The sequence below is a fragment of the Pseudorhizobium sp. NPDC055634 genome (genome assembly GCF_053618655.1).
Genome location: NZ_JBSHHW010000006.1, coordinates 139733 through 165568 on the forward strand (window position 1 = coordinate 139733; position 25836 = coordinate 165568).

Annotated in this window: 27 protein-coding genes; 9 read left to right on the top strand and 18 right to left on the bottom strand. The window is 64.2% G+C overall.

Going from position 1 to position 25836, the window contains the following annotated elements; genetic code table 11:
• Window positions 1–3: 3 nt before the first annotated feature.
• Window positions 4–468 (top strand): tellurite resistance TerB family protein, encoded by a 465-nt coding sequence (locus ACWGPT_RS12010; RefSeq protein WP_452605839.1) that lies wholly within the window; start codon window positions 4–6, stop codon window positions 466–468.
• 104 nt (window positions 469–572) lie between these two features.
• On the opposite strand, the gene ACWGPT_RS12015 is transcribed toward ACWGPT_RS12010, so the two are convergent.
• Window positions 573–1808, bottom strand: coding sequence for an MFS transporter (locus ACWGPT_RS12015; RefSeq protein ID WP_452605840.1), 1236 nt, complete (start codon window positions 1806–1808; stop codon window positions 573–575).
• Window positions 1809–1938: 130 nt separating this feature from the next.
• Here ACWGPT_RS12015 and ACWGPT_RS12020 point away from each other — a divergent pair, with 130 nt between their 5' ends.
• Both ACWGPT_RS12020 and ACWGPT_RS12025 read left to right on the top strand, forming a co-directional pair.
• The gene (locus ACWGPT_RS12020; protein WP_452605841.1) at window positions 1939–2229 is read left to right on the top strand and encodes a YggT family protein; all 291 of its coding nucleotides are present in this window, start codon (window positions 1939–1941) and stop codon (window positions 2227–2229) included.
• Window positions 2226–2540, top strand: a complete 315-nt coding sequence (locus ACWGPT_RS12025) for a DUF167 domain-containing protein (protein WP_452605842.1) — start codon at window positions 2226–2228, stop codon at window positions 2538–2540. Before ACWGPT_RS12020 ends, ACWGPT_RS12025 begins: the two co-directional genes overlap by 4 nt.
• A 1-nt stretch (window position 2541) precedes the next feature.
• Here the strand turns inward: ACWGPT_RS12025 and ppa are convergent, their stop codons facing one another.
• The 4 genes from ppa to ACWGPT_RS12045 form a co-directional block, all read right to left on the bottom strand.
• Window positions 2542–3078, bottom strand: a complete 537-nt coding sequence (ppa, locus tag ACWGPT_RS12030; RefSeq protein ID WP_452605843.1) for an inorganic diphosphatase — start codon at window positions 3076–3078, stop codon at window positions 2542–2544.
• 96 nt (window positions 3079–3174) lie between these two features.
• Window positions 3175–3684, bottom strand: coding sequence for an N-acetyltransferase family protein (locus ACWGPT_RS12035; RefSeq protein ID WP_452605844.1), 510 nt, complete (start codon window positions 3682–3684; stop codon window positions 3175–3177).
• Window positions 3685–3872: 188 nt separating this feature from the next.
• Entirely contained in the window at window positions 3873–5696 is a 1824-nt protein-coding gene (gene typA, locus ACWGPT_RS12040; protein WP_452605845.1) for a translational GTPase TypA, read from the bottom strand.
• Between the two features lie 134 nt (window positions 5697–5830).
• Window positions 5831–7918, bottom strand: coding sequence for a M3 family metallopeptidase (locus tag ACWGPT_RS12045; RefSeq protein ID WP_452605846.1), 2088 nt, complete (start codon window positions 7916–7918; stop codon window positions 5831–5833).
• Window positions 7919–8192: 274 nt separating this feature from the next.
• Between ACWGPT_RS12045 and ACWGPT_RS12050 the strand changes: the two genes are divergently transcribed.
• Window positions 8193–9368, top strand: a complete 1176-nt coding sequence (locus tag ACWGPT_RS12050) for a multidrug effflux MFS transporter (protein ID WP_452605956.1) — start codon at window positions 8193–8195, stop codon at window positions 9366–9368.
• Between the two features lie 56 nt (window positions 9369–9424).
• Here the strand turns inward: ACWGPT_RS12050 and ACWGPT_RS12055 are convergent, their stop codons facing one another.
• Entirely contained in the window at window positions 9425–10645 is a 1221-nt protein-coding gene (locus tag ACWGPT_RS12055; RefSeq protein ID WP_452605847.1) for an argininosuccinate synthase, read from the bottom strand.
• A 209-nt stretch (window positions 10646–10854) separates the two neighbouring features.
• Between ACWGPT_RS12055 and ACWGPT_RS12060 the strand changes: the two genes are divergently transcribed.
• Window positions 10855–11496, top strand: a complete 642-nt coding sequence (locus ACWGPT_RS12060) for a LysE family translocator (RefSeq protein ID WP_452605848.1) — start codon at window positions 10855–10857, stop codon at window positions 11494–11496.
• 9 nt (window positions 11497–11505) lie between these two features.
• Here ACWGPT_RS12060 and tenA read toward each other — a convergent pair whose 3' ends face one another.
• The 10 genes from tenA to ACWGPT_RS12110 form a co-directional block, all read right to left on the bottom strand.
• A complete protein-coding gene (tenA, locus tag ACWGPT_RS12065; protein ID WP_452605849.1) occupies window positions 11506–12168 on the bottom strand; it encodes a thiaminase II in 663 nt (220 codons plus the stop codon).
• A 31-nt stretch (window positions 12169–12199) separates the two neighbouring features.
• Window positions 12200–12994, bottom strand: a complete 795-nt coding sequence (locus ACWGPT_RS12070; protein WP_452605850.1) for an ABC transporter ATP-binding protein — start codon at window positions 12992–12994, stop codon at window positions 12200–12202.
• Entirely contained in the window at window positions 12991–13872 is an 882-nt protein-coding gene (locus ACWGPT_RS12075) for an ABC transporter permease (protein WP_452605957.1), read from the bottom strand. The genes ACWGPT_RS12070 and ACWGPT_RS12075 overlap by 4 nt, the downstream gene beginning before the upstream one ends.
• Window positions 13873–13968: 96 nt before the next feature.
• Window positions 13969–14922: an ABC transporter substrate-binding protein gene (locus ACWGPT_RS12080; protein ID WP_452605851.1), complete on the bottom strand. Its 954-nt coding sequence runs from the start codon at window positions 14920–14922 to the stop codon at window positions 13969–13971.
• Between the two features lie 93 nt (window positions 14923–15015).
• Entirely contained in the window at window positions 15016–16188 is a 1173-nt protein-coding gene (gene rlmN, locus ACWGPT_RS12085; protein ID WP_452605958.1) for a 23S rRNA (adenine(2503)-C(2))-methyltransferase RlmN, read from the bottom strand.
• Window positions 16189–16460: 272 nt separating this feature from the next.
• Window positions 16461–16964: an invasion associated locus B family protein gene (locus ACWGPT_RS12090; protein ID WP_452605852.1), complete on the bottom strand. Its 504-nt coding sequence runs from the start codon at window positions 16962–16964 to the stop codon at window positions 16461–16463.
• Window positions 16965–17209: 245 nt separating this feature from the next.
• Complete coding sequence (locus ACWGPT_RS12095) at window positions 17210–17602, bottom strand: YkvA family protein (RefSeq protein ID WP_452605959.1); 393 nt, start codon at window positions 17600–17602, stop codon at window positions 17210–17212.
• Window positions 17603–17657: 55 nt separating this feature from the next.
• The gene (locus ACWGPT_RS12100; protein WP_452605853.1) at window positions 17658–17960 is read right to left on the bottom strand and encodes a 4a-hydroxytetrahydrobiopterin dehydratase; all 303 of its coding nucleotides are present in this window, start codon (window positions 17958–17960) and stop codon (window positions 17658–17660) included.
• Between the two features lie 14 nt (window positions 17961–17974).
• Complete coding sequence (gene thpR, locus ACWGPT_RS12105) at window positions 17975–18562, bottom strand: RNA 2',3'-cyclic phosphodiesterase (RefSeq protein ID WP_452605854.1); 588 nt, start codon at window positions 18560–18562, stop codon at window positions 17975–17977.
• 67 nt (window positions 18563–18629) lie between these two features.
• Window positions 18630–19283, bottom strand: coding sequence for an arylesterase (locus tag ACWGPT_RS12110; RefSeq protein WP_452605855.1), 654 nt, complete (start codon window positions 19281–19283; stop codon window positions 18630–18632).
• Window positions 19284–19357: 74 nt separating this feature from the next.
• On the opposite strand from ACWGPT_RS12110, the gene ACWGPT_RS12115 reads away from it, so the two are divergent.
• The 4 genes from ACWGPT_RS12115 to ACWGPT_RS12130 all read left to right on the top strand — a co-directional run bounded on the left by ACWGPT_RS12115 (window position 19358) and on the right by ACWGPT_RS12130 (window position 24235).
• Window positions 19358–20068 (top strand): ABC transporter ATP-binding protein, encoded by a 711-nt coding sequence (locus tag ACWGPT_RS12115; RefSeq protein WP_452605856.1) that lies wholly within the window; start codon window positions 19358–19360, stop codon window positions 20066–20068.
• Complete coding sequence (locus ACWGPT_RS12120) at window positions 20065–22608, top strand: ABC transporter permease (protein ID WP_452605857.1); 2544 nt, start codon at window positions 20065–20067, stop codon at window positions 22606–22608. The genes ACWGPT_RS12115 and ACWGPT_RS12120 overlap by 4 nt, the downstream gene beginning before the upstream one ends.
• A 217-nt stretch (window positions 22609–22825) precedes the next feature.
• On the top strand, window positions 22826–23572 hold the full coding sequence (locus ACWGPT_RS12125; RefSeq protein WP_452605858.1) for a Bax inhibitor-1/YccA family protein: 747 nt from the start codon (window positions 22826–22828) through the stop codon (window positions 23570–23572).
• Window positions 23573–23677: 105 nt separating this feature from the next.
• Complete coding sequence (locus tag ACWGPT_RS12130; RefSeq protein WP_452605859.1) at window positions 23678–24235, top strand: N-acetyltransferase family protein; 558 nt, start codon at window positions 23678–23680, stop codon at window positions 24233–24235.
• Here ACWGPT_RS12130 and ACWGPT_RS12135 read toward each other — a convergent pair.
• Together ACWGPT_RS12135 and ACWGPT_RS12140 are read right to left on the bottom strand one after the other, a co-directional pair.
• Window positions 24232–24618, bottom strand: a complete 387-nt coding sequence (locus ACWGPT_RS12135; RefSeq protein WP_452605860.1) for a DUF2794 domain-containing protein — start codon at window positions 24616–24618, stop codon at window positions 24232–24234. The two genes, ACWGPT_RS12130 and ACWGPT_RS12135, sit on opposite strands and share 4 nt — an antisense overlap.
• A gap of 252 nt (window positions 24619–24870) precedes the next feature.
• Window positions 24871–25620, bottom strand: coding sequence for a DUF1223 domain-containing protein (locus tag ACWGPT_RS12140; protein ID WP_452605861.1), 750 nt, complete (start codon window positions 25618–25620; stop codon window positions 24871–24873).
• Window positions 25621–25836 lie beyond the last annotated feature (216 nt).

A 25836-nucleotide genomic window follows, 5' to 3' on the forward strand; every position in this document is an offset into this window, starting at 1 on the left:
GCCATGTTCGAGCGCTTCCAGGCATTCATCCAGAAACTCGCGTCGCGTCAGCCGGAAGGCACGTTCGCACCGGATGACCCGCGTGTCGCGTTCGCCGCCCTCTGCTTTCAGGTCATGGAGGCAGACGGCACCGTGTCCGACGAGGAACAGCGCCACCTGCACGACCTGCTGCGTGAGCGCTACGATCTCGGAGACGAACAGCTCGCCGAACTGATCGATGCCGGGAGGGATGCGGGGCAGGAGGCGGTGGACTACTACCGCTTCACCTCCGATCTCAACCGTCACCTGGACCCGGAACAGCGCGTCGAACTCCTCGGCGTGCTGTGGGATCTCGTTCATGCGGACGGCAAGCGGAACGAGATGGAGGATCACGTCATCTGGCGGATCGCCGATCTGCTCGGCGTCTCCGCCCGTGATCGCGTCCTGCTGCGCCAGGAGGCCGAGGCCCGTTCCGAACCCGAGGCGTGATGCAGGCGGCACGCCTCCAATGCCTGGAGCCGGGGCCGGGGCGAGGAACCTGCGTCGCGACCGCAGCCCCCCTTTGCTGAAGCAGGCTTCGGACGCCGTCGGTCCTAGCGCTCTGGCGCGGCCAGGCTGTCGATCCGGCGCAATTGCGGAAACTTGAGTGCCCAGATGCAGGCGACGGCCAGCGTCCCGGCACCGCCGATGACGACGGCGGGTACCGCGCCGATGACGGACGCCATCGTGCCGGCGCGGAATTCGCCGAGTTCGTTGGACGCCCCGACGAAGACCATGTTCACCGCATTGACCCGCCCGCGCACCTCGTCGGGCGTCCACAGCACGATCAGGGTTTCGCGGACATAGACCGAGATCATGTCCGAGGCCCCCATCAGCACGAGGGCCGCGATCGAGAGCCAGGCGGTCTGCGACAGGCCGAAGACGATCGTCCCGGCGCCGAACAGGGCGACGCCGACGAACATGGCGACGCCGGCATTGCTGCGGATGGGAAAGAAGGCGAGCCAGAGGGCCACCGCGACTGCGCCGACGCCCGGCGCCGCGCGAAGCAGACCAAGCCCCCAGGGTCCGAGCACCAGCACGTCACGCGCGAAGATCGGCATCAGCGCCACGGCGCCGCCGAGCAGCACGGCGAAGAGATCGAGCGAAATGGCGCCGAGCACCACCTTTTCCCGGCTGATGAAGCGGAAGCCTGCGAGGATTTCGTTCCAGCTCACCGTCTTCGAGCCCGTTCGCTGCGCCGGCTTCGGGATCAGCACCACGAGCACCACCGCCAGCATCATCATGGCGAGCGCGACGGAATAGGCGACGGTGGCACCGAGACCGTAGAGCAAGCCTCCGGCGACCGGTCCGACGATCGACGCGGTCTGCCAGGAGGACGAATTCCAGGCAATCGCATTGGGAAGATCCCGTTCCGGGACGAGGTTGGGCGCAAGCGACTGCACCGCGGGGCCCATGAAGGCGCGCTCGATGCCGAACACCGTGAGGATCAGGAAAACCACCCAGGGAATGAAGAGACCGGCATTGGTGAGGACCAGAAGCGCAAGTGCGCAGGCGGACCCGACGGCGAGGCATATCGCGACGATCGCCCGCCGGTTGTAGCGGTCCGCGACGGAGCCCGTCACCAGGATCAGGAGCAGCGAGGGCAGGAACTGGAAGAGGCCGATCAGGCCCAGGTAGAGCGCGCTTCCGGTCTGGTCATACATCTGCCAGCCGACCGACACGCTGATGATCTGGATGGCGAAGGCGGCAAGGAAACGGGCGGTGAAGAAGCGGGCATAGGATGCATGCCGGAAGGCCGCAAACCGATCACCGGGCATGGAAGTCGACATCGGCAACGAGCTTTCCAGGAATGAGCGCTATCCGGCACCGTTAAACATGATTCGGCCACCCTGCCGGCGCGGTACTTGCCCGTTAGTCCCCCAATGTCTACATGTCTGTCAACTCGAAATGGAGACCTGAATGCTCGCGCTGTTTCAGACGATTGACCTGGCCCTGAACCTCTACACCTGGATCTTGATCGCCAGCGCCATTTTCTCCTGGCTCTATGCCTTCAACGTGATCAATTCCCGCAACCAGTTCGTCAACGCCATCGGCACCTTCCTCTACAACGTGACGGAACCGGTGCTGCGCCCGATCCGCCGCATCATGCCGGATCTGGGCGGCATCGACATCTCGCCGATCATCGTCCTGCTGATCATCTTCTTCCTGCGGTCGCTGCTATGGACCAGCATCTACCCGATGTTTGCTTGAGGCTGCCCTACAGCCTTCATGACGACCATGTCCGCCTCTCGGTGCGCCTGACGCCGGGCGGCGGTCGAAACGGGATCGAGGGCGCCGAGACCTCTGACGATGGCACGACCTACCTGAAGGCGCGCGTGACCGCCGTCGCCGAGGGCGGCAAGGCCAACAAGGCGCTTGTCGAGCTGCTTGCCAAATCGCTCCGCCTTCCGAAGAGCGCCTTCTCCATTCTCAGCGGCGAGACCGCGCGTAAAAAAATCCTCCGGATCGATGGCGACCCGGAGGATTTGGCATCCCGACTGAAGACCCTGCTCGGGTCCTGATTTACGTCTTGGAACCCTTGTAGCGCTCGATCGCCTCGACAATCAGCTTCTTGGCCACGTTGACATCCTGCCAGCCGCCGATCTTCACCCACTTGCCGGGCTCCAGATCCTTGTAATGCTCGAAGAAGTGCTCGATCTGCTTGAGGGTGATTTCCGGCAGGTCCGAGTAGTTCTCGATCTTGTCGTAGCGGCGCGTCAGCTTGGGCACCGGAACGGCGATGATCTTCTCGTCCTGGCCGCCGTCGTCTTCCATGACCATGACGCCGATGGGACGGACGTTGATGACGCAGCCCGGAACGAGGGGGCGCGTATTGCAGATCAGGACGTCGATCGGGTCGCCGTCCTCAGAAAGCGTGTGCGGCACGAAGCCATAATTCCCCGGATAGGTCATCGGGGTGTAGAGGAAACGGTCGACGATCAGCGCACCGGCTTCCTTGTCCATCTCGTACTTGATGGGGTGACCGCCAACCGGCACTTCGACGATGACGTTGACGTCGTCAGGCGGGTTCTTCCCTATGGAAATCGCATCGATACGCATTCTTCTCCCCGATGAGGTGTGACGATGCGCCTCGATACTGGGAATTATGCTGCAAGGCAACAAGGCTTTGGGGGTGGCCGCGCCCGGGCGCCTCGTTCATCGAGGCCAGACGAACCCGATCTTGCGCAACGACGTCCCGCCGAAGTCTTCCATGCCCTCGACCATGTCGAGGCCCCCATGACGGCGGAAGAAGCGCGTGGCATGCTCGCTGTCCTCCAGGCACCAGACCACGAGCCCGTCGCAGCCCAGCGACTTCAGGAGACGCCGGCTCTCGCCGAACAGGCGGCGGCCAAGTCCGATGCCCTGGAATTCCGGGCGGAGATAGATCTCGTAGACTTCGCCATCATAGGGGAGCGCCTTGGCGCGGTTCAGCCCTATGGTGGCGTAACCGGCAATCGTTCCGGCGACGTCCAGCACCAGAAGCGTCGCGGATCCGCGCGTCGCCTTCCGCCACCAGGCCTCGCCCCGACGCTCCAGCATCTGGACGAGCGGCTTGTGCGGGATCAGGCCGGCATAGGCCTGGCTCCACGCGGCACGGTGCGTGTCCGCTATCGCGCACGCATCTTGCGGCTCCGCTCGCCGCACATCGATCGACAACGTCTTCATAACGCTACTCTGGACCCAATCATCGGGCTTCGCGAGATGTCATACAGAGTCAGAACGCCAGTCCCCAGCAATGGTTCTGGCGCCCTTGGGACGAAGTTAACGCTTTTTTTACGCTTGGAACAAGGGTGTCCGGATTAAAGACACAAAAGAAAAACCCGGCGGATCGCCGGGTTTTTCAGGGTCTCTTGTCAGCCGGCCATTTTGGCCTTTTCGAAGCGCTTGCGATCGTTCGGATCGAGGTAGAGCTTGCGAAGCCGGATCGACTTCGGCGTCACTTCAACCAGTTCGTCGTCCTGGATCCAGGAGAGCGCGCGTTCCAGCGTGAACTTGATCGGCGGCGTGAGCTTCACGGCGTCGTCCTTGCCTGCGGCCCGGATGTTGGTGAGCTTCTTGCCCTTGAGCACGTTCACGTCGAGGTCGTTGTCGCGGCTGTGGATGCCGATGATCATGCCCTCGTAGACCTTCTCGCCGGCGTCGATGATCATCGGGCCGCGGTCCTCGAGGTTGAACAGGGCATAGGCCACCGCTTCACCGGACTCGTTGGAGAGCAGCACGCCGTTCACACGGCCGCCGATCTCGCCCTTGTAGGGCTGGTACTCGTGGAAGAGCCGGTTCATGACTGCCGTGCCGCGTGTATCGGTCAAAAGCTCCGACTGATAGCCGATCAGGCCGCGGGTCGGGGCGTAGAAGCGAAGGCGGACGCGGTTGCCGCCGGACGGGCGAAGCTCGACCATCTCGGCCTTGCGCTCGGACATCTTCTGCACGACGACGCCGGAATGCTCTTCATCGACGTCGATGACGACTTCCTCGATCGGCTCCATCATCTGGCCGGTCGCCTCGTCCTTGTGCATGACGACGCGCGGACGCGACACGGCCAGCTCGAAGCCTTCGCGGCGCATGTTTTCGATCAGGACGGCCAGCTGAAGCTCGCCGCGGCCGGAAACATAGAAGGAATCCTTGTCGGCGGATTCCTCGATCTTCAGCGCGACATTGCCTTCGGCTTCCTTGAACAGACGGTCGCGGATGACGCGGCTCGTCACCTTGTCGCCTTCGGTGCCGGCAAGCGGGCTGTCGTTGACGATGAAGGACATGGTGACGGTCGGCGGGTCGATCGGCTGGGCTGCCATCGGCTCGTTGACCGCCGGGTCGCAGAACGTGTCGGCGACGGTGCCCTTCGAGAGGCCGGCGATGGCGACGATGTCGCCCGCATGGGCTTCCTCGATCGGCTGGCGCTCGATCCCGCGGAAGGCGAGGATCTTCGAGATCCGGCCCTGCTCAATCAGGCGGCCGTCCTGGCCGAGGACCTTCACGGCCTGGTTCGGCTTGATCGAGCCGGAAGCGACGCGGCCGGTGATGATGCGGCCGAGGAAGTTGTTGGCCTCGAGGATCGTGCCGATCATGCGGAACGGGCCCTCTTCCACCTTCGGCTCCGGCACGTGCCTGAGAACGAGGTCGAGGAGCGGCGCCATGCCTTCGTCCTGCGGGCCTTCCGGGTTGAGGTTCATCCAGCCGTTGCGGCCCGAGCCGTAGAGGATCGGGAAGTCGAGCTGCTCGTCAGTGGCGTCGAGGTTCGCGAAGAGGTCGAACACCTCGTTCAGCACTTCCTCGTGACGGCCGTCCGGGCGGTCGATCTTGTTGATGGCGACAATCGGCCTGAGGCCGACCTTCAGCGCCTTGCCGACGACGAACTTGGTCTGCGGCATCGGGCCTTCCGACGCATCGACGAGGACGATTGCGCCGTCCACCATCGACAGGATGCGCTCGACCTCGCCGCCGAAGTCGGCGTGGCCGGGCGTGTCGACGATGTTGATGCGCACACCCTTCCACTCGATCGACGTCGCCTTGGCGAGGATCGTGATGCCGCGTTCCTTTTCGATGTCGTTGGAATCCATGACGCGTTCTGCAACGCGCTGGTTTTCGCGGAACGAGCCGGACTGCTTCAGAAGTTCGTCAACCAGGGTCGTCTTTCCATGGTCAACGTGCGCGATAATCGCGATGTTGCGGATTGCCATATAGTATATCTCTGGGTTCGGGGCGCTACTTGTGGTGGGAGGGCGCCAATTTCGTTGGCGCGCTCATACCCTGTTTTTCGCAAATGCGAAAGAGGGGCCGCCTATTCTTGGCGAAGGACAGCCATGCACCTGCGTCAGGCGTCGCTGCCGGAAAGCTCCTCGGCCATTGCCAGCCCCTTCTTGCGCAGCATCGCCTTCGGATCCGGCAACTTGCCGCGGAAGGCCCGGTAGGCATCCTCGGGGTCGACCGATCCGCCGACTGAGTAGATATTGTTCTTGAGCTTTCGCGCCGTGACCGGATCGAAGGTGTCGCCCATTTCCTCGAAGGCGGAGAAGGCATCCGCATCGAGCACTTCCGACCACATGTAGGAATAGTACCCGGCCGAGTAGCCGTCACCGGAGAAGACGTGCTGGAAATGCGGCGTGGCGTGGCGCATGACGATCGACTGCGGCATGCCGATCGTCTCCAGCACCTCCGCCTGGACCTGCATCGGATCCTCCACCGCATCCCTGGTATGGAAGGCCATGTCGACGAGCGCCGACGAGGTGAACTCGACCGTGGCGAAGCCGGCATTGAAGGTGCGCGCGGCCAGAACCTTGTCCAGCAGCTCCTTCGGCATCGGCTTTCCGGTCTCGTAGTGGACCGCGTACTTCTCCAGGATGTCGGGCACCGTCAGCCAGTGCTCGTAGAGCTGCGAGGGCAGTTCCACGAAGTCGCGCGCCACGCCCGTGCCGGAAACCGACGGATAGGTGACGTTGGAGAGCATCCCGTGCAGCGCGTGCCCGAACTCGTGGAACAGAGTACGGGCATCGTCGAGCGACAGCAGCGCCGGCGTGCCGGGCGCCGGCTTGGCGAAATTGCAGACATTGTAGACGATCGGGATCTCGCCCTGCTTCCCGTTCTTGAGCGTCAGCCTGTGCTGGGACTGGAAGGAACTCATCCAGGCGCCCGAACGCTTCGACGAGCGGGCGAAATAATCGCCGAGGAAAATGGCCTTCAGGGCGCCCTCCTCGTCGCGGATCTCGAAGACCCTCACGTCGGGATGATAGGCCGGCACGCCCTTCACCTCCCGGGCGGTGATCCCGAACAGCCGTTCCGCGACATCGAAGCAGGCTTCGATGATCTTCTCCAGCTGCAGATAGGGCTTGAGCTCCGTTTCGGAGAAGTTGAAGGTCCGCTGGCGCAGCTTTTCCGCATAGAGGCGCCAGTCCCACGGCATCACCTCGTGATTGCCTCCCTCTTCCGCGATCAGGCCCACAAGGCTCGCCTCCTCCTCCAGCGCCCGGCTGCGGGCCTTTTCCCAGACCGCCATCAGAAGGTCGTTCACCGCCTCCGGCGTCTTCGCCATCGTATTGTCGAGCTTGAAGGCCGCGAAGCTTTCATAGCCCAGGAGCCGCGCCCGTTCCGCGCGGAGGTCGAGCGTCTCCTTGACGATCGCGAGGTTGTCCGTCTCTCCCCCGTTTGCTCCGCGTGCCGCCCAGGCCCTGAACGCCTGCTCCCTGAGATCGCGACGTTCCGAGAAGGTCAGGAACGGCTCGATGATCGAGCGCGACAGCGTCACCGCATAGCCTTGTTCATGCCCCCGGTCGCGCGCGGCCGATGCCATGGCGTCGCGCAGGAAGGGCGGCAGGCCGGCAAGATCGGCCTCGTCCGTCAGCAGCAGTTCCCAGCTCTTCTCGTCCGCCAGCACGTTTTGGCCGAACCGTGCGCCGAGCCCGGCAAGCCTCTCGTTGATCGAAGCGAGGCGCTCCTGTTCCTCCCTGGGAAGCTTCGCACCGGTGCGCACAAAACCCTTCCAGTGCCGTTCCAGGACCCGCGCCTCCTCCACCGTCAGGCCGAGCGCCTCGTGGCGCGTCCACAGATCGTCGATCCGCCTGAACAGCGCCGCGTTCATGGAAATCTTCGAATAGTGCCGCGACATCTTCGGCGCGATCTCCCGCTCGAGCGCCTGGATGGCCTCGTTCGTATGAGCGCCGGCCTTGTTCCAGAACAGGGCGGAGACCCGCGACAGCTCGTCGCCCGCGATCTCCAGCGCGACGATGGTATTTTCCATCGTCGGCTCGCGCGGATCGGAAGCGATGTCGTTGATCTCCGCGTCGTGTTTGGCCATCGCCGCATCGAAGGCCCCGGCGAAATCCTCGTCCCTGACGAGGTCGAAGCGCGGCAGCCCCTCGTGTCCGGTCCAGTCGATCAGCGCGGGCGTGATGTGAAGCTGCGGCATGCGGTATCCTTCGTGATGATTTCAGTCGTGTCGCGGGGACGCGGATAGGGATTTAATTGGGAAGCTAGCCGATCCATGCAAGCTGCCAAGGGGAAATCTGTCGCTCGTGAAAAACAGGCCGCACTCTTGCCTCGGGGGTGAAAGGAAGTATCTGTGGGCCTTCCTGCCGGCTGCAGTTCCTCGTCACCGGCATATCCTGCAGTCCTGCCGGCAAAGAGCTGTCTCACCGCCCGTCCCGCGAATGAAAGCCGACACCATCAGATCCACATCCGTCATGACGCCGCGCCGGACCTCGTTGCTGGGCGCCTTGCTGACCGCCCTCGGCCCGGTCTCCATGGCGATCTATACGCCCGCCATGCCGGAGCTTGTCGAGGCGTTCTCGACGACCGAGAGCGCCGTCAAGATGTCGCTCTCGCTCTATTTCGCGGGCTTCGCCCTCGCGCAGCTCCTGGCCGGCCCGGCCTCCGATGCGTTCGGCCGCAAGGCGTCGACCATCGGCTTCCTGCTGATCTACCTGACCGGGTCGGTGATTGCCGCCATGGCCCCTAGTATCGAGTTGATCCTGGCGGGCAGGCTGGTCCAGGGCATCGGCGCTTCCGTCGGCATCACCGTGGCGCGAGCAATGGTGCGCGACCAGTTCGCGGGCAAGGAAGCCGCGGGCATCATGAACCTCATCGCCATCATGCTGACCGTCGCGCCGGCGCTCGGCCCGACGCTTGGCGGCCTCTCCCTCGCCGCCTTCGGCTGGAAGTCCGTCTTTCTCCTCATGCTCGGGTTCGGCGTCATCTCGATCGCCAGCGTCTGGCTCTTCCTCCGGGAAACCACGACGCCCGACCGGACACGACTTCGGCTGGATCGCCTGGTCGCCGGATACGCGGAAGTGCTTTCCAATCCGCGGTTCGTGCTCGCCTCCCTCGTCATCGGCGGCTCGATCGGCGCGCTCTACGCGCAATCCACGATGCTGCCCTTCGTTCTCATCAACGAGGTGGGGCTTACGCCGACCGAGTTCGGTCTCGGCATGCTGGTGCAGACGGGCTCCTACCTTGCCGGGTCGCTGGCGCTCCGCCGCCTGTCCCGTCGGCTCTCCGGCCATCGCGCCGTCGTCGTCGGCCTCTGCTTCTCGGCGACCGGCGGGATCGCCATGATCCTCTCCGCGGCGCTGCTGCCGCCGAGCTTCCTGTCGATCATGCTCCCCGTCGGCATCTGCACCTTCGGCATCGCCTTCATCGGCCCGCACATCATTACCATCGGCATGGCGCCCTTCCCGCATATCGCGGGCTCGGCTTCGGCCATGATGGGCTTCATCCAGATGAGTTCGGGCTTTCTCGGAGGGCTCGCGGCCGCCGCGCTCGGCTCCCCCCTCCTGGCCTTCGGCACGGTTATCCCGCTGATGGAATTTGCAGCGGTCGGCAGCTATCTCGCCTATCTTTACGTCGAACGGCGGGTATGAAAAACCCGCCGGCGTTGCAACGCCGGCGGGTCTGATGCGATCGGAAAAAAAGGACCTCAGCCCAGCCGGCGCTTGGCAAGCGTCCGCAGGCGCAGGGCATTGAGCTTGATGAAGCCGGCTGCGTCCTTCTGGTCGTAGGCGCCCTGGTCGTCCTCAAAGGTGACCAGCGTGTCGGAATAGAGCGACTTGTCGCTCTCGCGGCCGATGACCATGACATTGCCCTTGTAGAGCTTCAGCGTCACCTCGCCCTCGACATGCTCCTGGCTCTTGTCGATCAGCGCCTGCAGCATCTCGCGCTCCGGCGAGAACCAGAAGCCGTAATAGATGAGCTCCGCATAGCGCGGCATCAGCTCGTCCTTCAGATGCGCGGCACCCCGGTCGAGCGTGATCGACTCGATCGCCCGGTGAGCGGCAAGAAGGATCGTGCCGCCGGGGGTCTCGTAGACGCCCCGGCTTTTCATGCCGACGAAGCGGTTCTCGACGAGGTCGAGACGGCCGATGCCGTTGTCGCGACCGTAATCGTTGAGCTTGGCGAGAAGCGTCGCCGGGCTCAGGCGTTCGCCGTTGATCGACACCGCATCGCCCCGCTCGAAGCCGATCTTGATGATCGTCGCCTTGTCCGGCGCGGCTTCGGGAGAGATCGTGCGCATGTGGACGTATTCCGGAGCCTCCTTGCTCGGATCCTCCAGCACCTTCCCTTCGGACGACGAGTGCAGCAGATTGGCGTCCACGGAGAAGGGCGCCTCGCCCTTCTTGTCCTTGGCAACCGGGATCTGGTGCTGTTCGGCGAAGTTCAGGAGATCCGTCCGGCTCTTGAAGGCCCAATCGCGCCAGGGCGCGATGATTTTGATGTCCGGGTTCAGCGCATAGGCCGAAAGCTCGAAGCGAACCTGGTCATTGCCCTTGCCGGTGGCACCGTGGGCGATCGCGTCGGCGCCGGTCTTCTTGGCGATCTCGATCAGGTGCTTGGAGATGAGCGGGCGGGCGATCGAGGTGCCGAGCAGGTAGACGCCTTCATAGACGGCATTGGCCCGGAACATCGGGAATACGAAGTCGCGGACAAATTCCTCGCGAACATCCTCGATGAAGATTTCCTTGATCCCCAGCATCTCGGCCTTGCGGCGGGCCGGCTCCAACTCCTCGCCCTGGCCGAGGTCCGCGGTGAAGGTCACCACTTCTGCGCCGAGTTCGGTCTGCAGCCATTTCAGGATGATCGATGTATCGAGCCCGCCGGAATAGGCGAGGACGACTTTCTTCACGTCTTTGGGGAGTGCCATATGTCTTGATCCGTCTGGATGAGGGCGTACGCCGCGAGGCATGCGATGGCCGGCACTTTTAGCGTGTTTGCCGGGCGGTGCAAGATGCACCTGCCGCGGTCTTCTGCCGCTTCCCTTCCGCGGCTCCTTTCCGCCATCCCGGCGTGATTGGCAGTTGCCCCGAACCCGGCTAAGGATGAAGGGATCGCAATCCGCCTTTAGAGCCTGCCATGGATTTCCTGCCGAGCCTGCCCGTCCTCCTCGCGTTCACTGCCGCCAGCCTGCTGCTCGCGCTCACACCCGGGCCCGACATGACGCTGTCGATCAGCCGTGCCCTGGCACAGGGCCGTGGGCCGGCGCTCTTCGTCGTGATCGGAACCTCGACGGGGATCCTCATCCACACGCTGCTGGTCGCCTTCGGCATTTCGGCCCTGATCACGGCCTCCCCCACCGCCTTCTTCATCCTGAAGACGGGCGGAGCCGGTTATCTGCTCTGGCTGGCGATCCAGGCGGTGCGGTCGGGCTCAAGCCTGTCGGTCGAGAAGGTCGAGGGCGCGCGGGGTTCGGCACTTGCCAATATCGCCACCGGCCTCTGGGTCAACCTCCTGAACCCGAAGATCATCATCTTCTTCATGACCTTCCTGCCGCAGTTCGTGACAGCCGGCGACCCGTCGGTCACGCAGAAACTGATCTTCCTCGGCGTCTTCTTCATCGTCGTCTGCTCACCCGTCAACGTGCTGGTGATCCTGGCCGCCGACAGGCTTGCCTCCTGGCTGCAGGCAAATCCGAAGGTTCTGCGCGGCATCGACTACACCTTCGCAGGCGTCTTCTCGATCTTCGCCTTCAAGATCTTCATGACGCAGACCCGCTGAAGATTGCCGTCAGGCGAGGTCGAGACCCATCTGCCAGAAGTCGGCCTCCAGGCGCGTCGCGTCCCGGAAGATCAGCGAGAGCCGGTTGAGCCGCGTTTCGTCCACCTGCGAAAGCCGCAGGTTCAGCCATTCCAGTTCCGAGCGTATATGCTCCTGGTATTCCTCGCCGGCATACATCTCGATCCACTCTTGATAGAGATTGCCGGCGATCTTTGCAAAAGGCTGGCCGAGGATCCAGTTGGCGATCTCGCCGTAGCCGATGATGCAGGGCGCGAGCGCCACGTGGAGATCGAGAAGGTCGCCGCTCATCCCGACGTCGAGAACGTAGCGCGTATAGGCAAGCGTCGCCCGTGACTCCTGAAGTCCCGGGAGGTCGACCTCGTCTATGCCCCACTCGGCGCAGTAGCGAACATGTAGCCCCATCTCGACATCGACGATCGCCTTCAGCGACCCGAGCCCCTGGCGGATCTCCGCGAGGTCCCGGCTCTTGTAGACGGCAAGCCCCCATGCGCGGGCGAACTGGATGAGGAAAAGGTAGTCCTGCTTGAGGTAGTGCCGGAAGGCCTCCTGCGGCAGGCTGCCGTCGGCAAGTTCCCTCACGAACCGGTGTTCGCAATAGCGCTGCCAGTCCCCGGCGTTGCGCTCTTTCAGGATGTCGAACGGTCTCGCCATGTCGCCTCCGGAGCCTTGATGGCCGCTTGCGTCAGCCCATCAGCAGTGCATCGTCGTCCAGCGTCTCGCCGCGCATCTTCCGGAACATGGCGATCAGGTCCTCGACCTGGATATCCTTGCGGCTGTCGCCGCTGACGTCCAGCACGATCTCCCCGCCATGCAGCATGATCGTGCGGTGCCCGAAATCGAGCGCCTGGCGCATGGAATGCGTCACCATCAGTGTCGTCAGCCGTCGCTCGGAGACGATGCGCTGCGTGAGCCCCATGATGAACTCCGCCATGCCCGGGTCAAGGGCTGCCGTATGCTCGTCGAGAAGCAGGACCTCCGAGCCGGCAAGGGTCGCCATGACCAGCGAGACCGCCTGCCTCTGCCCGCCGGACAATAGGTCCATCCGGTCCTTCATCCGGTTTTCCAGCCCGAGATTGAGTTCCGCGATCCGAGCGCGAAAATGCTCGCGCCGGTGCGGGCCAAGCGCTGCGGCGAGACCGCGCCGCTCGCCACGCCGTGCCGCAAGCGCAAGATTTTCCTCGATGGACAGGGCGCCGCAACTGCCGGTCAGCGGGTCCTGGAAGACGCGGGCGACGAGCCCCGCGCGCGCCGCGGTGGTCCGGCGGGTGACATCCCTGTCGCCGACCATGACCTTGCCGCTCGTTGGCAGCACGTCGCCTGCCAGGACACCGAGCAGCGTCGACTTGCCCGCGCCGTTCGAGCCGATGACCGTGACAAAGGAGCCCTGCTCGATCTTGAGGCTCACGCCCTTGAGCGCCTCCTTCTCGAGCGGCGTCCCCTTCCCGAAGGTGACATGGATGTCCTTGAGATCGATCACGACGCGGCTCCTCCCCGGCGCAGGCGCGGCAGGACGAGCGCGACCGCGACCAGAACCGCCGTCACGAGGTTCAGGTCCGAAGCCTTGAGCCCGAGCGCGTCGGTCGACAGCGCGACCTGGATGGCGAGGCGGTAGAGGATGGAGCCGACGACGCAGCCGATCAGCGCGAGCAGGATGCCGCGCGCCCCGAAGAGCGTTTCCCCGATAATGACCGCGGCAAGGCCGACGACGATCGTCCCGACCCCGGAGGTCACGTCCGCGAAACCGTTCGTCTGGGCGAAGAGCGCGCCGCCCAGCGCCACCAGCGCGTTCGAAAGCGCAAGGCCGAGATAGACCTGGAAGCGCGTCTCGACCCCCTGGGCCCTCGCCATGCGCGGATTTGCACCTGTCGCCCGCATGGCAAGTCCCGCGTCGCTTTCCAGGAAGCGCCAGACCAGGATGATGGCAAAGATCACCAGGATTCCGACGAACAGCGGACGGACATAGACCTCACGCAGGCCGAGGCCGAAGAAGGGGCTCAGCATCGTGTCGGCATTGATCAGCGCGACGTTCGGCTTGCCCATGACGCGAAGGTTGACGGAAAACAGCGCGATCATCGTCAGGATCGAGGCGAGCAGGTTGAGGATGCGGAAGCGGACGTTGAGGAAGGCCGTGACCAGTCCCGCGGATGCTCCGGCCGCCATGGCGATCGCCGCGGCGAGCCAGGCATTGACGTCGCTGGTGATCAGCACCGCTGCCACCGCCGCGCCGAGAGGAAACGAGCCGTCCACCGTCAGGTCGGGAAAATCCAGCACGCGGAAGGCGAGGAAGACGCCGATCGCCACGAAGGCGAAGACGAGACCCAGTTCCACGGCACCCCAGAAGGCGATCTGACTCAGCACTGTTCCTTGCTCCTCTTGACGGCCGGAGCCTGTCCTCCGGCAGCCCTGCGGAGGCCGGCGACCGGCCCCCGGTTTCCTGAAGGCGGGCAGCCCTTATTCGATGACCTTGTTCGCCCGCGTCAGCACGGCGTCGGAGAAGGTGACGCCCATCTTCCCGGCCGCCGACTTGTTGATCACGAGATCGGTGCCGGCCGCGACCTTTACCGGGATCTCGCCCGGGGCCTCGCCCTTCAGCACGCGGACCACCACGTCGCCCGTCTGCCTGCCGACATCGAAATAGTTGAAGCCGAGCGCCGCCAGGGCGCCACGCGCAACCGAATCCGTGTCGCCCGCATAGAGCGGCAGCTTGGCCTCTTCCGCCACGCCGACGGCCGCCTCGAAGGCGGAGACGATCGTGTTGTCGGTCGGGATATAAATGACGTCCGCGCGCCCGACGAGCGCACGCGCCGCACCCTGCACTTCCGCAGATTTCGTGGCGACGGATTCGATCACCTCAAGCCCCGCCTTGGCGGCCTCTTCCTTGAGAGCGGCGAGGGTCGACACCGAGTTCGCTTCCGCGGTGTTGTAGATGAAGCCGATCGACTTCGCGTCCGGCGTGATTTCCTTGATCAGCGCGACGTGGTCGGCGACGGGCGACATGTCGGATATGCCGGTGACGTTGCCGCCCGGCTTGTCCATGTCCTTGACCAGTTGCGCCCCAACCGGATCGGAAACCGCCGTGAAGACGACGGGAATGTCGCGGGTGGAGGAAATGACCGCCTGGGCGGAAGGCGTCGAGATCGGAACGATGACCGTCGGTTCCTCGCCGACGAACTGGCGGGCGATCTGCGCCGCGGTCCCCGGGTTGCCCTGTGCGGACTCGTAGAGGAAGGTCAGGTTCTCGCCTTCCTTGTAGCCGGCCTGCGAGAGCGCCTCCTTGACGCCGTCGCGAACCGCATCGAGTGCAGGGTGCTCGACGATCGCGGTGACGGCGACGGTGACGTCCTCGGCCTTTGCAGGCATGACGAGGGCGGTTGCGGCAGCGAGGGCCAGGATGAAAGCGCGCATGTTCTCCTCCAAGAATGGCTTTATCTGAAGCGCTTCTTAGGGAGCCGGCGCCGCGAAATCAACACGCCCGTTAACCCGCGTGGAGACGGCGGCCTAGTCGTCTTCGCCGTGGCCGGCGATCATCATGGCCTCGAAGGCAAGCCGCTCGGTCTTGCGCATGCGTTCCGATTCGGACTTCAGCTGCCCGCAGGCCGCGAGAATGTCGCGCCCGCGCGGTGTGCGGATCGGCGAGGCGTAGCCCGCCTGGTTGATGAAATCGGCGAACTTCTCGATCGTCGCCCAGTCGGAACACTGGTAGTTCGTGCCCGGCCAGGGGTTGAACGGGATCAGGTTGATCTTCGCCGGCACGCCCTTCAGGAGCTTCACCAGCTCCTTGGCGTCCTCGAGACTGTCGTTGACGTCCTTCAGCATGACGTATTCGAACGTGATGCGGCGCGCGTTGGAGAGGCCCGGATAGGCCCGGCAGGCCTGGATCAGCTCCTTGAGCGGATACTTCTTGTTGATCGGCACCAGCATGTCGCGCAATTCGTCGCGCACCGCGTGGAGCGAGATCGCCAGCATGACGCCGATCTCCTCGCCGGTCCGGTAGATTTCCGGAACCACGCCGGAGGTCGACAGCGTGATGCGGCGCTTGGACAGCGACAGTCCGTCGCCGTCGGATGCGATGAGAAGGGCCGTCTTCACCGCCTCGAAATTGTAGAGCGGCTCGCCCATCCCCATCATCACGATATTGGTGACCTTGCGGTCGCTGGAGGGGATCATCGCCCCCTGCGGCGCTTCGCGATCCGGGAAATCGCCGAGCCGGTCGCGCGCCAGCAGCAGCTGCGACAGGATTTCCTCCGCCGTCAGGTTGCGCACCAGGCGCTGCGTTCCCGTGTGGCAGAAGGAACAGGTCAGCGAACAGCCGACCTGGCTGGAAATGCAGAGAGTCCCCCGGCCTTCTTCCGGAATATAGACGGTCTCGACCTCCACCGGCCGGCCGGCCCCACGCGGGGGGAAGCGCAGCAGCCACTTGCGGGTGCCGTCGTTGGAAACCTGTTCCTCGACGACCTCCGGGCGGGCGATGGTGAAATGCTCCTTGAGCATCTGCCGCATGTCCTTCGCGACATTGGTCATCTGGTCGAAATCGGACACCCCGCGGATGTAGAGCCAGTGCCAGAGCTGGCTGACCCGCATCTTCACCTGCCGTTCCGGAACACCCTTCTCGATCAGCGCCCGCGCCATGTCCTCGCGCGAAAGCCCGATCAGCGACGGCTTGGTCGCCATGAGATCGGGTCGCGCGACGAGCGGCGCCTTGACGGCGGGTTCGAGAACGGCTTCTGAGACTGGCATCGGCTTGTCCTGTTCAAACGCATGCGCCCGCCGCGGCGGAAAACTGATCGGGGCATGTTGTGCTTGAGATCGTCGTACCGGCGTCTGTCGCCGGTTGAATTTGCGGCGGCACATAGCATCAAATCGGCGCGACGTCACCATTCTTCAAGACAAGGCAAGGGCCGGTCTTGCGACCGGCCCTTCACGGATGCCTGGTGGCAGGCTGCTTACTTGCAGGATTCGATCTGCTTCAGCGCTGCCGAAATGCCCGATAGCGAATAGGAATAGGACGTGGCGGTGCCACGGCCGGACTTCGCGCTCACCGTCATCTCGGAACCGCCCTTCATGGCGGCAACCAGGGCGGGCTCCTCTGCCGCGTTCTCCACCCAGGCGGCCTTGTCCTTGGTGAACATCACGAAGGTCTTGCCATCGATGGTGACATTGACCTTGGAGTTCGCCTGCAACGGATAGCCCATCATCGCCTGCGGCTCGTAGGAAATGTTCTGGCCGGGGCGCTGCGAGACGATGAAGAAGATGTCCCCGTGGTCCACATTGGCCGGCTCCTTGGCGGTCGGCACGGAAAGAACGTAGCAGACCGTGCCACCCGGCGACTTGTATGAGTAGGCGCCCCATGCCTTGAACTGCTGGATGCGGGTGGGCGATTGGGCGACTGCGACGCCGGCGGTGGCGAGCATCAAGGTCGCTACGGTTGCTACGATTTTAACAGACATGGTCTCCTGCCGCTTCTCTACTGGGGGCCGATAAGGCAAGCCTGGTCAGGCATCATCACGATTCGGTTTAATTTGACTTAATTGCGGTTACCAAACCGTCAACAGGGTACCGATCCCGCGCAGATTACCTGCACCCGAATGAACGGGAGCTTACGAAGAGCGGCACCACGGGCCACTGAGCGGGAGAATTGGGCGAGAGTTTGTCTAAGCCCGCCCCGAGATGCTCCGCCCGGATCACAGCTAGGTTAGGCGGTCGGAGTTTCCGTCTGCGCGTCCGCAGCCAGCGCCTTGTCGGCGGCGTCGTAATGGCGGTCGGCGATATGGCCCTGGATCATCCGCAGCGCGGCGGCGAACACCGCCATGTCGTCGGTGAACCCGACGACCGCGAAGACGTCGGGCAGGAAGTCGAGGGGGAGGATGAAATAGGCAAGCGCCGCGAGCAGCACGCCGCGCACGCGGGTCGGCGTCCTCGGGTCCATCGCGCAGTAATAGGCGGCCACCAGATCGCGGCTGAAGGGGATATGGGCAGCCACGCGCTTCAGCTTCGGCCAGAACTTGGCCCGTACCTGCTTCTCGCGACGATCCTGCGTGTCATCGTCGCCCGGCAGGAGGATTTCACCGATCTTCACGTCATCCATAAGCTTCAACCCGTGCGCAACCTCGTCCCTCATGTGGGTCGTCGCGCCGTCCACGTCAATCGCCGCGGTGTGCGGCCCTTTCCATCGCCTGAGCCAGCTTGATGTCTCGTGCCGTCACTCCCCCGGTATCGTGGCTCGTCAGCGTGACATCCACCCGGGAATAGACGTTGGACCATTCGGGATGGTGGTTCATGCGCTCCGCCACCAGCGCGCATTCCGCCATGAAGCCGAAGGCCTGGCTGAAGGTCCGGAACCGGAAACTCCGCGTGATCGCGGCTCCGTCTTCGCGCAGTGACCAGCCGGGAAGTTCCCCGAGCGCCTGCTCGATATCTTCCGCCGAAAGTTTGTCGACAGACATACCGACAGCCCCGCTCAGACGAAGCTCTTGATCGGCTCCACGGAAGACCAGTTGGTCCCCGTCCCGAGGTCCTGGAGATCGAACGCCTCTTCCGTCAGGTACGGCCCGCCGCCGACCGATTCCTTCGACGACATCAGGACGAACCTCGAGACCTTGAAGGGCAGGGTATGGAAGTCGCCGCGCCCGGAAAGATAGGTCACCACATCGTCCAGCCTGCAGGTCTTCAGCCGGGCGAGCGTCACGTGCGGCATGAACTTGCGGGGGTCCGGCGGAAGTCCGATCCGCTGACAGATCCGCTCGATCTCCGACTGCAGGGCCGACATCTCCAGCGACGGGGAGACACCCGCCCAGATCGAGTGGGGCTTCTTCGACCCGAACGAGCCGATGCCGTTGAGGCTGATCTGGAATTCCGGCCGATCGATGCGGTCGAGCCGGTCGACGATCTCGTCGGCGGTGCGGCCGTCCACGTCGCCGATGAAGCGCAGCGTGATGTGATAATTCTCGACGTCGATCCAGCGCGCGCCAGGCAGGCCGCCCCGGAGCAGCGAGAGACTCATGGCGATGTTGCGCGGAACTTCGAGGGCGGTGAAAAGTCTCGGCATTGCGAACCTCCTCGAATCTCTTGCGTCTGCTAACAGCGAATCACGGGGGCCGGTTCCTGGCAAGCTGTTATTTAGGCGATGCCGGAATGTCCCCCAGAAAGGCCTCCACGACCGGCAGCGAGCGCTCGACCATGATCCCGACGCCCTTTGCATTCGGATGCATGCCGTCCTCGAGCTGCGTCCCGGCCACCGTCACGACACCGTCGAGAAAGAAAGGATAGAGCGGCACGCCGTGCTTTTCGGAAAGGCGCGGATAGATCTCGTTGTAGCGCTCCGCATACTCGGCGCCCATGTTCGGCGGCGCCATCATGCCGGCGAGCAGGACCGGGATGTTCCGCTCCTTCAGCCTGGCGATGATCGCATCGAGGTTCTTTTCGGTCTCGTCCGGCGAAATCCCCCTCAGCGCATCGTTGGCGCCGAGTTCGAGAATGACGCCGTCCGTACCATCCGGCACCGACCAGTCGACACGCGAAAGGCCGCCCGCCGTCGTATCGCCCGAGACGCCGGCATTGGTGACGACCACGTCATGGCCCCGGGCTTTGAGCGCCGTCTCCAGTTGCGCGGTGTAGGATTCGTCCGGCGACAGTTGGTAGCCGGCCATCAGGCTGTCTCCGAAACCGACCAGTTGCAGCGGCTGCTGGGCGGCCGCCGGCGCCACGGACATTCCCAGGGACAGAAAAGACATGACGAGGAAGTGAAAGAGGGTTGCTTTAAATCTCAAGGCCCGGTTCCTAGATTGGCGCTGCCGCGGCTCGGCTTCGGTTTTTGCTCAAGGTCAATATAGGAAGCTTTGTTTTGACTGAAACCATCATCGAGCTGAGCCACGCGGATCTTACACTCGGAAGCGCCGCGGCATCCGTCCATGTCCTGAAGCAGATCGATCTCAAGGTCCGGCGAGGCGAAGCGGTCGGCATCGTCGGCCCGTCCGGCTCCGGCAAGTCGACCCTGCTGATGGTCCTGGCCGGCCTGGAGCGCCTCGACCGGGGCGAGATCCACATCGCCGGCGAGCCACTGCATGTCCTCTCGGAGGATGCACTGGCCGATTTCCGGGGAAGAAACATCGGCATCGTCTTCCAGTCCTTCCATCTGATCGCCAACATGACGGCGCTGGAAAACGTCGCCGTTCCGCTGGAACTCGCCAATGTCCCCGACCCTTTCGACATCGCCCGGCGGGAACTGGAAGCGGTCGGGCTGGGGGAACGCCTCAGCCACTATCCGGGACAGCTTTCGGGCGGCGAACAGCAGCGGGTGGCGATCGCCCGGGCGCTTGCGCCCTCGCCGCTGGTCCTGATCGCCGACGAGCCGACCGGTAACCTCGACACGGAGACCGGGCGCCAGATCGCCGATCTCCTCTTTGCCAAGCAGGCCGAACGCGGCATGACCATGCTGCTCGTCACCCATGACAATGCGCTCGCCGACCGATGCACGCGCCAGATCCGGGTGCGCTCCGGCGAAATCGTCGGCGATACGTCCGCCCATGCCGCGCCGGAAGCGGTGCGCGCATGAAGAGCCCCATTCGACGGCTCGGAACCGCCTGGACGCTGGCACTTCGCGAGATGCGTGGCGGCCTTTCCGGCTTCTATATCTTCCTCGCCTGCATTGCGCTCGGCACCGGCGCGATCGCCGCCGTCAACTCGGTTTCGCGTGCGATTACAGGCGCCATCGCCACCCAGGGGCAGGATATTCTCGCCGGCGATATCCGCTTCGAGTTGGACAATCGCGAGGCCGGACCGGAGGAACTCGCCTTCCTGGAGGGCCTTGGCGAGCTTTCCGTGTCCACCGGCCTCCGGTCGATGGTGCGCATCCCCGATGGCTCCGAGCAGGGCCTGGTCGAGGTGAAGGCCGTCGATGACGCCTATCCGCTCTACGGCACGTTCGAGGCCGAACCGAACCGCCCGCTCGACGAACTGCTGCAACGGGACGGCGAGGTATTCGGCGCGGTTGCCGCCCCGCTTCTCCTCGACCGGCTCGGGGTTCGCGTCGGCGATGAAGTCCTGCTCGGCAATTCGCGCCTGCGCCTGACCGGAACGGTCGCCGCCGAGCCGGATGCGATTTCCGACGGCTTCGGCTTTGCGCCGCGACTGCTGGTGAGCCGCGAAGCCTTGACGGCCTCCGGCCTCGTCCAGACGGGCAGCCTCGTCGAGCACGCCTACAAGATACGCCTTGATGACCCGGCCGCGCGGGGCGCCCTTCCCGCCCGCGCCGCGGCCGAATTCCCCAATGCCGGCTGGTCCATCCGGACCGCGGATCGCGCCGCCCCTTCCCTGACCGAGAATGTCGAGCGTTTCTCCCAGTTCCTGACGCTCGTCGGGCTGACCGCGCTCATCGTCGGCGGTGTCGGCGTCGCGAATGCGGTGCGGGCCTTCCTCGATGCGAAGCGCACGACAATCGCGACCTTCAAGTGCCTCGGCGCCCCCGCCTCCATCATCGCGGCGATCTACCTTATCCAGATCCTGATGCTGGCAGCGGTCGGCATTGCAATCGGCCTGGCGATCGGCGCTGTCGCGCCCTTCGTCGCGATGCGGTTCCTGGATGGGGTTCTTCCCGTTCCGGAGGAGGCGGTGTTCTACCCCGGCGCACTCGGGATGGCTGCCCTCTTCGGACTGCTCATCACCTTCGCCTTTTCGGTTCTTCCCCTCGGCCAAGCCCGGGAAGTGCCGGCAACCGCGCTTTTCCGTGAACAGAGTTTCGACCAGGCCGGGCTTCCGTCCTGGCCGTATCTGCTCGCCGCGGCTTCTGCCCTCGCTGCCCTCGCCGCCCTTGCGATTACGACCGCCGAGGATCGCTTCGTCGCGAGCGTCTTCCTTGCCGCCGTCGCTGGCGCCTTCGTTCTCCTGAGGCTCGTGGCGCTGCTGATCGCAGCGCTTGCCCGCCGCAGCCCGCGCGTCAACTCTCCGGCACTCCGCCTTGCAATCGGCAACATCCATCGTCCCGGCGCGCTCACCCCTTCGGTCGTGCTGTCGCTCGGCCTCGGCCTTGCACTCCTCGTCACCCTGGCGCTGATCGACGGAAACCTGCGCAGGCAGCTCACCGGCACCATGGCGGAGCAGGCGCCGAACTTCTTCTTCGTCGATATCCAGGGCAATGAACGCGAGGGCTTTCTCGACATCCTGAAGAGGCAATCGCCGGAGGGGTCGATCAACCAGGTGCCGATGCTGCGGGGCCGGATCATCGCCTTCAACGGCGAGGACGTCACCCGCATGGACGTACCGCCCGGCGGACGATGGGTCCTCAGGGGCGATCGCGGCATCACCTACGAGGACACGCTTCCGTCCAATGCGACGCTGACGGAGGGTTCCTGGTGGCCGCAGGACTATGACGGCGAGCCGCTCGTCTCCTTCTCCGCGGAGGAAGCCGGCGAACTCGGTCTTTCCATTGGCGATACCGTCACGGTCAATGTCCTCGGCCGCAACATCACGGCGCGCATCGCCAGTTTCCGCGAGGTCGCCTGGGAGTCCCTGTCGATCAATTTCGTGATGGTCTTCTCCCCCAATACCTTCCGCGGCGCGCCTCACGCATGGCTCGCGACGCTGAGCGACGCGGCTGCGACCCCCGCGAAGGAGGCCGAGATCCTGCGCGAGGTGACGAATGCCTATCCGACGATCACCAGCGTGCGGGTGAAGGACGCGATCGACATCGTCGACCAGCTCGTCGGCCAGCTTGCAACGGCCATCCGCGCCGCGGCGGCCGTCGCCCTCGTGGCGTCCGTGCTGGTCCTGGCGGGCGCCCTTGCCGCCGGCAACCGGGCCCGCACCCACGATGCCGTCATCCTGAAGACGCTCGGCGGGACGCGTTCGCTGCTGATCAGGGCCTTCAGCTACGAGTACATGATCCTCGGCGCGGCAACCGCCGTCTTCGCCCTGGTCGCCGGCGCCACTGCCGCCTGGTTCGTCGTCAGCCGCATCATGAACATGCAGTCGACCTTCTTGCCCGACGTTGCGCTCGGAACCCTTGTCGGGGCCCTTGTCCTCACCGTCGGCATCGGCCTGATCGGCACCTGGAGGGTTCTGGGCCAGAAGGCCGGCCCCGTCCTGCGGGAACTCTAGTCGCCACCATTGCGGGTGGAGCGACCCGATCACATCCGCGTCAGTGGAGGCGTTCGCACGCCTCCGGCCGGCCGATTCGACGCATTCGGCCGCCCAACCCCTTGTAGAATAGTCGATCTGCCCTCATATTCGTCGCAGGCATGCTGAGCTCCGCAGCGGCGCCTGGGATTGTCAATCCCGACACCGTGACCAATTCCGGAGCTTGAATGAGGTAACTATGGCTGACTTCAACAACTACCAGAACCGTATGGCGCGCGGCCAAGCGCAGACGGGCGCGATGATCGACGAAGGCCTTCGCGCCTATATGCTCAAGGTTTACAACCTGATGGCGCTCGGTCTGGCGATCACTGGCGTTGCAGCTTTCCTGACCTGGCAGTTGGCGGTTGCGGACGGCCAGCTCACCGGTTTCGGGCAGATGCTCTACGCCAGCCCTCTGAAATGGGTCGTCATGCTGGCTCCGCTCGGCATGGTGTTCTTCCTGAGCTTCCGCATCAACCGGATGAGTGTCGCCGCGGCGCAGACCACTTTCTGGATCTACGCGGCGCTGATGGGCCTGTCGCTGTCCTCGATCTTCCTGGTCTTCACCGGCCAGAGCATCGTGCAGACATTCTTCGTGACCGCCGCCTCCTTCGGCGCGCTGTCACTCTACGGCTACACGACGAAGAAGGACCTGTCGGGCTTCGGCACCTTCCTGATCATGGGCCTGTTCGGCCTGATCATCGCGTCGATCGTCAACATCTTCCTCCAGTCGTCCGCGATGGGCTTCGCCATCTCGGTGATCGGCGTCCTGGTCTTCGCCGGCCTGACCGCCTACGACACGCAGAAGATCAAGGAAATGTACTGGGATGGCGACGAGGCTGTGGTAGCCGGCCGCAAGGCGATCATGGGTGCGCTCACCCTCTACCTCGACTTCATCAACCTGTTCATGTTCCTCCTGCAGTTCCTCGGCAATCGCAACGAGTAGCGGCATCGGAAAGACAGATTGAAGGCGGCCCCCGGGCCGCCTTTTTTGTTGCCAGTCCTTTATTGCGCCCATAGTTTCGTTCTTGTTTTCCCTCGGCATCCCGACATGACCTTCACCCTGCGCGACGCCTTGCCGTCGGATTTACCCGCGATCACCGCCATCTATGCGGACTGCGTCATCAACGGCACGGCGAGCTACGAGCTGGAACCGCCGGACGCGGCGGAGATGACCGCCCGCTTCACTGCCATCACCGGCAGCCGCTATCCCTATATCGCCGCCGTGGATCCGGACGGCACCGTGCTCGGCTATGCCTATGCGTCGGCCTTCCGCACCCGGCCCGCCTATCGCTGGCTGGTGGAGGATTCCATATACCTTGCACCTGAAGCCCGCGGCCGGGGCATCGGCAAGGCGCTCTTGTCGGAACTCCTGGTACGCTGCACGCATCTCGGCTTCCGCCAGATGGTGGCGGTGATCGGTGGCGCAAGCCCCGCCTCCGTCGCCCTCCACGAGGGGCTCGGCTTCGCGATTGCAGGCAGGCTGGAGGCGACGGGCTTCAAGCACGGCCGATGGCTCGACACCGTGCTGATGCAGCGGGCGCTCGGCGATGGTGCGGCGACCGACCCGGACGCCCACACCTATCCCGGCAGCCTCTACCCGGCTTAGTCGATCAGCTTCAGCACCTTGTCGAAGACCTTCAGCACCTGCGGCAGCTCATGGCCCCGCTTGAGGATCATCCCGTGCGTGTTGACGACGCAATACTGGCCCTGCTTGGCCGCCAGCTTGGGGTTCTTCTCGATCCGGTAGAGCGGCATCTCCCCGGAACGCTTGAAGACCGAGAATATCGCCCGGTCCTTCAGGTGATCGATGGCATAGTCCTTCCACTCGCCCTCGCCCACCATGCGTCCGTAGATCCTGAGGATGGCGTCCAGCTCGCGGCGATGGAAGGTAACGGGGACCGGCTCTCGGGCCTGGCGGTATTCGGTCAGGCTGACGACCACGTCGTCCTCTGGGTTGCGGGTACCCCGCAAATCCGGCTGATCCGTCATCACGACTCCATGGATGATGTCAGTGCCATGACACTCTGCCCGAGCGGGGGTAAAAATCAATCTGTAACGCGATTATTGAGTAGCGCTGCCGAGTTTTTAATCTTGCCGCAATTCGGACAAAACACCGCCGGATTCGGGGACAACATTCCCGTCGTTGGTTGGCTTCTGGCCCCAATAGATCCGGCCCGGTTTCATTGACCCTTACCCCCAGCCCCCCCAATGTCTCCGGGTCGGATCATCCAACAAAGGCTGTCAGTGGCGCTTGCGCCCCGCCATCAGGATCGTCGCGCCGATGATCGACGCCGGCTCCCCGCCGGAGCCCGATCTCTGTAGCAGGATCGCGCAGCCGTCCTTCTTCCATTTGCCCATGAACTTGCCGGGAAGCGAGAGCTTGAGCGGCTTGCCCGCCCACATGCCGACCGACTGCACGTCGTAGACGCTGTGCCAGTATTCGATGGTCTTGCCGGCATTCTCGCCCTTCGGCACCTCGACATCCTGCTGCTTGGTGAAGTAGGCGACCACCACTTCGGCCTCGCCCTCACCCTCGCCGATCTCGATCTCGATCTCCTTGCCGTGCATCCGCGCGGTGACCGGCACCGTCAGCCCCTGCCCTGCGGCCCGCAGCCTGTCGACGGTCGCGTTGATCGCGCTGAGTTCGGTGCCCTTCACGTGGTCGCGGCCGTTGATGACGGCCTGCGGGGTATAGACGCCGGTCCGGCCGAGCGATTCGGCATATCCGTACTGCCGCTCCGTGTTCGCCTTCGAACTCAGCGTGTCGGTCCAGCCGAGATAGTTCCAGTAATCGACATGGTAGGACAAGGCGACCACGTCGCCCTGGTGGACGAGTTCCTTCAGCACGGCGTCGGCCGGCGGGCAGGACGAGCAACCCTGCGACGTGAACAGCTCGACCACGCCTTTCGGCGTCTTGCCCTCTTCCGCTCCTGCTGCGGTTGCAGCCAGGACACCGGCAAGGAATATCGCTCTGCGGACGATGGGCAGCATGAACGCAAACCTCTTGAACTGAACTTTGTTAGCCACGGCTGACCGCGCGGATCAAGAGGCTAACGCGAGAACTCGGGCAAACTAACTGCCCGGACCGCCAAAGAGGAAGTCACGATGGGGTGAGCAGGCACATGGCCTTCATCCCGCGCCGTTCGCCGGTGGATGCAAGGGCGGCTCCGGTTGGAGCGCCTTGCTAAGCATCGATGTCGGGAAGAC

Coding starts and splice junctions, on each gene's coding strand:
- ACWGPT_RS12010 (WP_452605839.1), top strand. CDS start 4: ATGTTCGAGCGCTTCCAGGCATTCATCCAGAAACTCGCGTCGCGTCAG.
- ACWGPT_RS12015 (WP_452605840.1), bottom strand. CDS start 1,808: ATGTCGACTTCCATGCCCGGTGATCGGTTTGCGGCCTTCCGGCATGCA.
- ACWGPT_RS12020 (WP_452605841.1), top strand. CDS start 1,939: ATGCTCGCGCTGTTTCAGACGATTGACCTGGCCCTGAACCTCTACACC.
- ppa (WP_452605843.1), bottom strand. CDS start 3,078: ATGCGTATCGATGCGATTTCCATAGGGAAGAACCCGCCTGACGACGTC.
- ACWGPT_RS12035 (WP_452605844.1), bottom strand. CDS start 3,684: ATGAAGACGTTGTCGATCGATGTGCGGCGAGCGGAGCCGCAAGATGCG.
- typA (WP_452605845.1), bottom strand. CDS start 5,696: ATGGCAATCCGCAACATCGCGATTATCGCGCACGTTGACCATGGAAAG.
- ACWGPT_RS12045 (WP_452605846.1), bottom strand. CDS start 7,918: ATGCCGCAGCTTCACATCACGCCCGCGCTGATCGACTGGACCGGACAC.
- ACWGPT_RS12050 (WP_452605956.1), top strand. CDS start 8,193: ATGACGCCGCGCCGGACCTCGTTGCTGGGCGCCTTGCTGACCGCCCTC.
- ACWGPT_RS12055 (WP_452605847.1), bottom strand. CDS start 10,645: ATGGCACTCCCCAAAGACGTGAAGAAAGTCGTCCTCGCCTATTCCGGC.
- ACWGPT_RS12060 (WP_452605848.1), top strand. CDS start 10,855: ATGGATTTCCTGCCGAGCCTGCCCGTCCTCCTCGCGTTCACTGCCGCC.
- tenA (WP_452605849.1), bottom strand. CDS start 12,168: ATGGCGAGACCGTTCGACATCCTGAAAGAGCGCAACGCCGGGGACTGG.
- ACWGPT_RS12080 (WP_452605851.1), bottom strand. CDS start 14,922: ATGCGCGCTTTCATCCTGGCCCTCGCTGCCGCAACCGCCCTCGTCATG.
- rlmN (WP_452605958.1), bottom strand. CDS start 16,188: ATGGCGACCAAGCCGTCGCTGATCGGGCTTTCGCGCGAGGACATGGCG.
- ACWGPT_RS12090 (WP_452605852.1), bottom strand. CDS start 16,964: ATGTCTGTTAAAATCGTAGCAACCGTAGCGACCTTGATGCTCGCCACC.
- ACWGPT_RS12095 (WP_452605959.1), bottom strand. CDS start 17,602: ATGGATGACGTGAAGATCGGTGAAATCCTCCTGCCGGGCGACGATGAC.
- ACWGPT_RS12100 (WP_452605853.1), bottom strand. CDS start 17,960: ATGTCTGTCGACAAACTTTCGGCGGAAGATATCGAGCAGGCGCTCGGG.
- thpR (WP_452605854.1), bottom strand. CDS start 18,562: ATGCCGAGACTTTTCACCGCCCTCGAAGTTCCGCGCAACATCGCCATG.
- ACWGPT_RS12120 (WP_452605857.1), top strand. CDS start 20,065: ATGAAGAGCCCCATTCGACGGCTCGGAACCGCCTGGACGCTGGCACTT.
- ACWGPT_RS12125 (WP_452605858.1), top strand. CDS start 22,826: ATGGCTGACTTCAACAACTACCAGAACCGTATGGCGCGCGGCCAAGCG.
- ACWGPT_RS12130 (WP_452605859.1), top strand. CDS start 23,678: ATGACCTTCACCCTGCGCGACGCCTTGCCGTCGGATTTACCCGCGATC.
- ACWGPT_RS12135 (WP_452605860.1), bottom strand. CDS start 24,618: ATGACGGATCAGCCGGATTTGCGGGGTACCCGCAACCCAGAGGACGAC.
- ACWGPT_RS12140 (WP_452605861.1), bottom strand. CDS start 25,620: ATGCTGCCCATCGTCCGCAGAGCGATATTCCTTGCCGGTGTCCTGGCT.